The sequence below is a fragment of the Lactiplantibacillus sp. 7.2.4 genome (genome assembly GCF_018991185.1).
Taxonomy (GTDB): Bacteria; Bacillota; Bacilli; order Lactobacillales; family Lactobacillaceae; genus Lactiplantibacillus; species Lactiplantibacillus pentosus.
Window position 1 is genome coordinate 1 of the sequence record NZ_JAGYGS010000099.1, and the last position, 6,143, is coordinate 6,143.

Annotated in this window: 8 protein-coding genes and 1 pseudogene; 7 read left to right on the forward strand and 2 right to left on the reverse strand. The window is 36.4% G+C overall.

Annotated features, from left to right (window positions below; translation table 11 throughout):
* The first annotated feature begins 176 nt into the window (after window positions 1-176).
* The 6 genes and pseudogenes from KGF70_RS16275 to KGF70_RS16300 all read left to right on the forward strand — a co-directional run bounded on the left by KGF70_RS16275 (window position 177) and on the right by KGF70_RS16300 (window position 4,542).
* The gene (locus KGF70_RS16275; protein WP_010010267.1) at window positions 177-983 is read left to right on the forward strand and encodes a ParA family protein; all 807 of its coding nucleotides are present in this window, start codon (window positions 177-179) and stop codon (window positions 981-983) included.
* Between the two features lie 13 nt (window positions 984-996).
* Window positions 997-1,245 carry a ribbon-helix-helix domain-containing protein gene (locus tag KGF70_RS16280; protein WP_002825834.1) on the forward strand — a complete coding sequence of 83 codons (249 nt, stop codon included), beginning with the start codon at window positions 997-999 and terminating at the stop codon, window positions 1,243-1,245.
* 602 nt (window positions 1,246-1,847) lie between these two features.
* Window positions 1,848-2,936 carry a replication initiator protein A gene (locus KGF70_RS16285; protein WP_216786504.1) on the forward strand — a complete coding sequence of 363 codons (1,089 nt, stop codon included), beginning with the start codon at window positions 1,848-1,850 and terminating at the stop codon, window positions 2,934-2,936.
* A 416-nt stretch (window positions 2,937-3,352) separates the two neighbouring features.
* The gene (locus tag KGF70_RS16290; RefSeq protein ID WP_010014831.1) at window positions 3,353-3,634 is read left to right on the forward strand and encodes a type II toxin-antitoxin system RelB/DinJ family antitoxin; all 282 of its coding nucleotides are present in this window, start codon (window positions 3,353-3,355) and stop codon (window positions 3,632-3,634) included.
* A gap of 46 nt (window positions 3,635-3,680) precedes the next feature.
* Window positions 3,681-3,866 carry a hypothetical protein gene (locus tag KGF70_RS16295; RefSeq protein WP_099722359.1) on the forward strand — a complete coding sequence of 62 codons (186 nt, stop codon included), beginning with the start codon at window positions 3,681-3,683 and terminating at the stop codon, window positions 3,864-3,866.
* Window positions 3,863-4,542, forward strand: a pseudogene (locus KGF70_RS16300) (zeta toxin family protein). The gene KGF70_RS16295 and the pseudogene KGF70_RS16300 overlap by 4 nt, the downstream one beginning before the upstream one ends.
* Here KGF70_RS16300 and KGF70_RS16305 read toward each other — a convergent pair.
* A complete protein-coding gene (locus tag KGF70_RS16305; RefSeq protein ID WP_216786505.1) occupies window positions 4,532-4,810 on the reverse strand; it encodes a hypothetical protein in 279 nt (92 codons plus the stop codon). The pseudogene KGF70_RS16300 and the gene KGF70_RS16305 sit on opposite strands and share 11 nt — an antisense overlap.
* Window positions 4,811-4,832: 22 nt before the next feature.
* Complete coding sequence (locus KGF70_RS16310; protein WP_216786506.1) at window positions 4,833-5,060, reverse strand: hypothetical protein; 228 nt, start codon at window positions 5,058-5,060, stop codon at window positions 4,833-4,835.
* A 251-nt stretch (window positions 5,061-5,311) separates the two neighbouring features.
* Here KGF70_RS16310 and mobQ point away from each other — a divergent pair.
* A partial coding sequence (gene mobQ, locus KGF70_RS16315) for a MobQ family relaxase (protein WP_216786507.1) occupies window positions 5,312-6,143 on the forward strand: 832 nt, incomplete at its 3' end.

Genomic DNA, 6,143 nt, shown 5'->3' on the forward strand with positions numbered 1-6,143 from the left:
AAAGAAGTGTTAATCATATCAGACTAGTTTAAGCCTTATCAGCCGGGAATGAGTGATGTTGATATTGCCGAAGTACGTGATTAAGCCGGCCAAAGCCATTACGTTAATTATTTAATAAATTGTTTATTTATTTGTATGCTAATGATATAATTAAGCTAGATGAAGGAGGTATCAAGATGAAGATTATTACTTTTACTGCTATCAAGGGTGGTGTTGGTAAAACAACCTTGACTTTAAATTATGGTGATTGGTTAGCCAAACATGGTAAGAAGGTTCTATTAATCGATTTAGACCATCAGTGCAATTTAACAACCGTTTTTGAAAAGACACGACGAAACAATACCATCGCTGAAGCGTTTAAAGAAAATGACAATGCTCAAAAAGTAAAAATTGACAGTGTCGGACCGAATCTAGATTTAATAGCCGGTTTTATAGACCTAGATGTTTTAGGAAGTTATCTAGAAAATAACAGTAACAAAGAAATGATGTTGTTCATGTGGTTTAAAAACAACTCCGATTCATTAAGCTTAACCGACTATGACTATATCTTAATTGATACGCACCCAGATTTTAGCACCATCACTAAAAACGCTATTGCTATCAGTAATTACCTGCTTAGTCCCATTACACCCAGTGAACATGGCTACAATGCTAAGTTTGACCTAGAAACACGACTCGAAAAATTCAGAAAATCACTTTTTGATTATCGAACTGGCGAAACTTACGTTGACGCAAAGCTTTTCTTTATCGGTAATATGATTAGACATAATACAAGCATGTCTCGCGATTTGCTAAAACACATAGAAGGCGATGAAACAGTCGCAACTATAATTCCTGAAAGAGAGCTCTTTAATAAAGCTACTGCAAGGCACGCTTCAATATTTGAATTAGCCAATCATGATGAATCCATTTTAAAGCAAAATCAAAAGTTCATAGAACACGCCGATCATCTTTTTCAAGAATTAGCAAATAAAACCAAGTAAGGAGAGTTAGATTATGAGTTTAGATTCATTCAATCATAAAAAAGACGAAGAAATGAGAGAAAGTTACGAAACTACATTGAAAGACAACAAGAAAGATGCAGTCGCATTTTTGAAAAATATCAGCCGAAAGGAAGTAGAGCGTAAGCGATCAGTGACCTTCTCAATTACTGAAAGTCAACTTAAAAAAATGGATACGGCTGCCCGAAAAAACGGATTTAAAAATCGTTCAGAATTCTTAGCTTCAATCATAGATGCAATTTAGCAATTAAATAAATAATTAATCAAACAAGTAAATACACAATTTATTTTCTTGATTAATTTGCGCTTAGGTAAAAGCTAGTAAAGTGCACTGAACCAAATACGGTTGCCTGTAAGTAAGCGCTATGCTAGACTAAGATTAATTTAACAACCAAATAAAGAGATCAAGCTAAACAGAAAAATCCCCGATTCACGAGGAATCGGGGATTTTAGGTTTAGCAAGTAGCTAATAGAGAGCTACTTAGATTCAGACAATTTAGACCGCCAAGTTAAAATCGTCTGAACATTGTTCTTAATTTGTAGGTTAATTATACCGCAAACCAGTCCTATGGGACAAGTGAAGGATAGTTAAAAACAAATTAAATCCAATGGACTAAGTAGCTAACCAATGCTATTTAGTCCATTTTTGTTGTTAGAAATTAAAAAAGTTGCCGTATAGGCAACCCAGAATAGACACATGCCGGTGAATTTACAAAGCCGATCACGTCCAATGTTCGCTTTGTGATTCAGTTAAAGCATATCAGATTTGTATTTTAAAACAAGTCAGGTGTTTTAGCAACTCTCTTTTAAGACGGCGTGTGTCAGTTAAGAAAGGGAGCTTTTATTATGGATCAATCAAACTTTAACTTTACAAATGCTAAAAGAGCCTATGAAGTAAAGTTCTACGCTTTGCCGCAGATCTTACTCCAAGGGGAAAAATATAAGGATCTTAGCGATAGTGCCATTTTACTTTATTCGGTGTTACGCGATCGTCTAAGTTACTCACTAAGCAATAATTGGGTTGACGAAAATAACAACGTATATTTCATATACACAAACAATGAACTAAAAGATTTACGAAACTGGTCAAATAATAAAATCAATAAGATTAAACACGAATTAATGGACGCAAACCTTTTGTATCAAAAACATATGGGGTTTAATCCAAGATCAGGCAAAAACGAACCAAATAGATTATATTTGGCAGATTTGGAAGTAACAGCAAAAGACGTTTATATTAAGCGAGAGCCATTAAAATCGCCTGAACCCCTTGGTACAAGCGGACTTCTCAAAAAGAGAAACCCGCATGATACCGTTGAACCCCTTGGTACAAGCGGACTTCTCAAAAAGAGAAACCCGCATGATACCGTTTCTGATACGTCTGAATCCCTTGATACAAGCGGACTTCTCAAAAAGAGACAAGATCTAGACTATACTAATAATTTAGATACTAATAGATACAATATAGATACTCAAAAGTTGGACTTTTCCACAGCCCATTTTTCACCAGCAGAAATTCAAAAGCAAAACCAGGATTTGGTGAACCATGCTAATGACTTCTTAACTGATGAAGACAGTGGCTTACCGGTTTTCTTAGAACCCGAAGCCGTGCAATTACTAAGTTTCTGGTGCCGCACTCCGCAACAAATGCGGCGCTTCATTGGCATTATCTTAAATGCTAAGTACCGAGTTGAGAAAGATCACAAAGATATTGGTGTCATAATCCCACTTGATGATGAAGAACTAAAACCTTTGATGACTAAAGCCTTGAGACGCTACTTTAACGCCCTAAGAAGCAATGAGAAGCACATCAAGAACGTGGAAAACTACTTATACGGCACCATGCAAAACCTATTTGGCGTTTGGTGGAATAAACAAGCGGCAAGAGAATATGTTGCTAAACACCCCGAGGAGCAGAACGCTGACAATGAATGATTTTAAAATCAAACGGCATATAAGCTCATTTAAGCCGTTTTAAGTGTTACATGCATAATTATATTAAAATCGCTTTAAAATCGCTTAGAAGCAAAAATAGACACCTTGAGTGGCTGAATTGGCGCTTGGTGGAATAAACAAGCGGCTAGAGAATATGCGGCCAAACACCCTAACGATGAGCGTGCTTAAAACTAAAAAGCTATATAAGGCCATTTAAGCTGTTTTAAACAGATAGAGCATAATTATATTAAACGAGTTTTAAAATGCGCTTACGGGCACTTTAGGAACGTTGTATAAGTGCCATTGCGGAAAGGACAGCAAACTTAAATTCACAACTTTTAAAGAAGCAGGCTAATTGAGATGATACTCAAAGATTAGTATAATGTGAGTAGTAATAAAAGGGGGGCGAGAAAATCATGGCAGTTAAGGAAAAGAAACGCGTACAAGTCCAGATTGACAAAGAATTGGCAGATAATACCGAAGCCGTTTTAAGCCAGTTAGGTCTAAACCCAACTACCGCGATCAATATGTTTTATAAGCGGATCGTAGCTGACGCAGCATTACCGTTTAAACCAGCCCTGAGCGAAGCCGAAAGAGCTAATTTAAGCCTTTTAAAGGCTACCAAAGAGACACCAGTAACAGAGTTCAAAGACGCTAAAGAAGTCGCTGATTGGCTCAATGATCCAGATGAGGACTAATGGCTTATCAGATTAAATAAATTAATAACTGGGGAGTGTGATGAACATGAAAGATACAATCACAATTAATGACTTTTTTGAAATTGCCAAAGAAACTGATTTAAAAGATTTACTTGATAAGTCATTACATGAGCCAGATCCAGAAAAGCGCAAAGTATATGACGCTTTATATACCTACTTTTTAGATAAAAGGCAAGATGAGGTTATTAAGCGAAAGGACTTTGCCCGTTGATAGATAAACCCCAATATATAATTGTTGCTGGTATTAACGGAGCAGGAAAAAGTACGCTATACGATACATTTTCCATCTTGTTTGACAAAACAAAACGGATTAACGCTGATGAACTTTTAAGACAAATGGGTGGCGGTTGGCATAAAGATAGTGACAACTTAAAAGCCATTAAAGAAGAAATCAAACAACTACACTATGCTTTAGATCACCAGCAAAGTATTCACGTAGAAACAACACTGGCAGGTAGAGGCAAAGCTCAACTTAATTTGATTGACAAAGCTCACAAAAATGGCTTTGAAGTGACTTTATTATATGTTGCTTTGCGAGATGAAAATTTAGCTATCCAAAGGGTCAACGAACGGGTACAAAAAGGTGGCCACGGTGTTCCAGTAGCAACGATCAAGAAACGTTATCAGCAATCCAAACATAATTTGCCATTAGTGGCCTTTAAATCTGATAAGGTCATGATCTATGATAATAGCGAAAAGTTTACCTCTGTTTATGCAAGAGAGAAGGGACAAGTTTTAAGAACGATTTGAGGCATTTTCCTTGGATAAACCAAAATATTACTTATCCAGAAAAGGTGCAAAAGCAGTTACAAAATTTTGCAGATCAAAACCCAGAAGTAAAGCCTAAAAATGATCCAGAAAATAAAAACGATCGGCCTAGTTATTAGGTTGATCGTTTTTTAATTTATCCGGTTTATGGGCATTAACGTAATTGGCAAATTTTTTTAAAAGTTCTTCGGTTTGTTCGACCGAGAGGTTATTAGCTTGAAAGTACTTTTCTAATAAAGCCCCTTTTTCAATTAATCGGCGAGAACGGGCTTTGCGGGCTTGCCGATTTTCATAGTATTTAGATTGCCGTAATTTAAAATCTTCCCGCTCAATTTTTTGTTTTAAACGCGCTTGCTGCTCGACTAGTTTTTCATATTGATTAGACATGGAATTTCCCCATCTCGTATGGCTAATGATCTACGGACTTTACCTTTAAAAATTCAGAAAATTGCTTGCCTAAAAGCTTAATCTGATCGTTAGACAAATTAGCATAATCTAAATTTGCTTGACTGATGATTTGTTTACCGAGCCGTTGTTCAATCTTATTTTTTTCGTCCTTAATTTTTTGATTAAGGGCTTTTAATTTAGCTTCTTGTTTTTCTAAGTTGCTTTGAGACATAACGATCTCTCCAATCATATTAGAAATAATCACCGAAACTATATCATACAGAGAATGTTAAGTCAAAGGATAAAAGTTGAAATAGCGAAGCGGAAGGCATACACTAAGTTAAAGTTAAGAGAATCAGAAGACCGAGTGAAACGAGGTCAATGCGCACTTACACATAGAATGAATTCTATGTTGTACTAACCCAAAAATACTGTTATTAGAAGTCGCCGATGTCGACAACAGAAGAAAACCCATAGAATCAAAGTAAAGAGGTGACTAACATGGCAATATTTCATATGAGTTTTAGTAATATTAGTGCTGGTAAAGGACGCAGTGCCATTGCCAGTGCCGCTTATCGAAGTGGTGAAAAATTATTTGATAATCAAGAAGGCCGCCACTATTTTTATGCCCGCTCGGTTATGCCAGAAAGCTTTATTTTAACCCCAAAAAACGCACCAGAATGGGCCAGTAATCGAGAACAATTATGGAATGAAGTTGAAAAGAAAGATCGTAAATCAAACTCACGGTATGCAAAAGAATTTAACGTAGCTTTACCGGTAGAATTCAGTGAATCCGAACAGAAAGAATTACTGACAAAATATGTGCAAGAAAATTTTGCCGATCAAGGTATGGTAGCTGACGTAGCAATTCATCGCGATCACCCAGACAATCCGCATGCACATGTGATGTTAACCAATCGCCCATTTAACCCCGATGGTAGTTGGGGATTAAAAGCAAAGACGCAGTACATTAAAGATGAAAATGGCAAGCAACTTTTAACCAAAAGCGGGTTTCCAAAACAAAGAAAAATTTGGTTGGTTGATTGGGATAAAAAGGAAAAAATTAATGAGTGGCGAAAAAATTGGGCGTTGAGTGTTAATCAGTTCTTAGCACAAAAAAATATTCCGGATCGGATTAGTGAAAAATCGTTTGTCGATCAAGGGATTCAAGAGACACCTACCCAACACGAAGGCATTAACAGCCAAAGAAAAAATCGAAAAGCATTTAATCAACAAGTTAAGAACTATCGTAAGTCCAAAGCTGGCTATAAAAATATGCAGGAGAAAGTAGTTAATCGAGGCCACTTGGATAGCCTAAGTAAACACTTCTCGC

Bases quoted from the DNA above. Each gene is read 5' to 3' on its own strand.
- KGF70_RS16275 (WP_010010267.1), top strand. From the start codon at position 177: ATGAAGATTATTACTTTTACTGCTATCAAGGGTGGTGTTGGTAAAACA.
- KGF70_RS16280 (WP_002825834.1), top strand. From the start codon at position 997: ATGAGTTTAGATTCATTCAATCATAAAAAAGACGAAGAAATGAGAGAA.
- KGF70_RS16285 (WP_216786504.1), top strand. From the start codon at position 1,848: ATGGATCAATCAAACTTTAACTTTACAAATGCTAAAAGAGCCTATGAA.
- KGF70_RS16290 (WP_010014831.1), top strand. From the start codon at position 3,353: ATGGCAGTTAAGGAAAAGAAACGCGTACAAGTCCAGATTGACAAAGAA.
- KGF70_RS16295 (WP_099722359.1), top strand. From the start codon at position 3,681: ATGAAAGATACAATCACAATTAATGACTTTTTTGAAATTGCCAAAGAA.
- KGF70_RS16305 (WP_216786505.1), bottom strand. From the start codon at position 4,810: ATGTCTAATCAATATGAAAAACTAGTCGAGCAGCAAGCGCGTTTAAAA.
- KGF70_RS16310 (WP_216786506.1), bottom strand. From the start codon at position 5,060: ATGATTGGAGAGATCGTTATGTCTCAAAGCAACTTAGAAAAACAAGAA.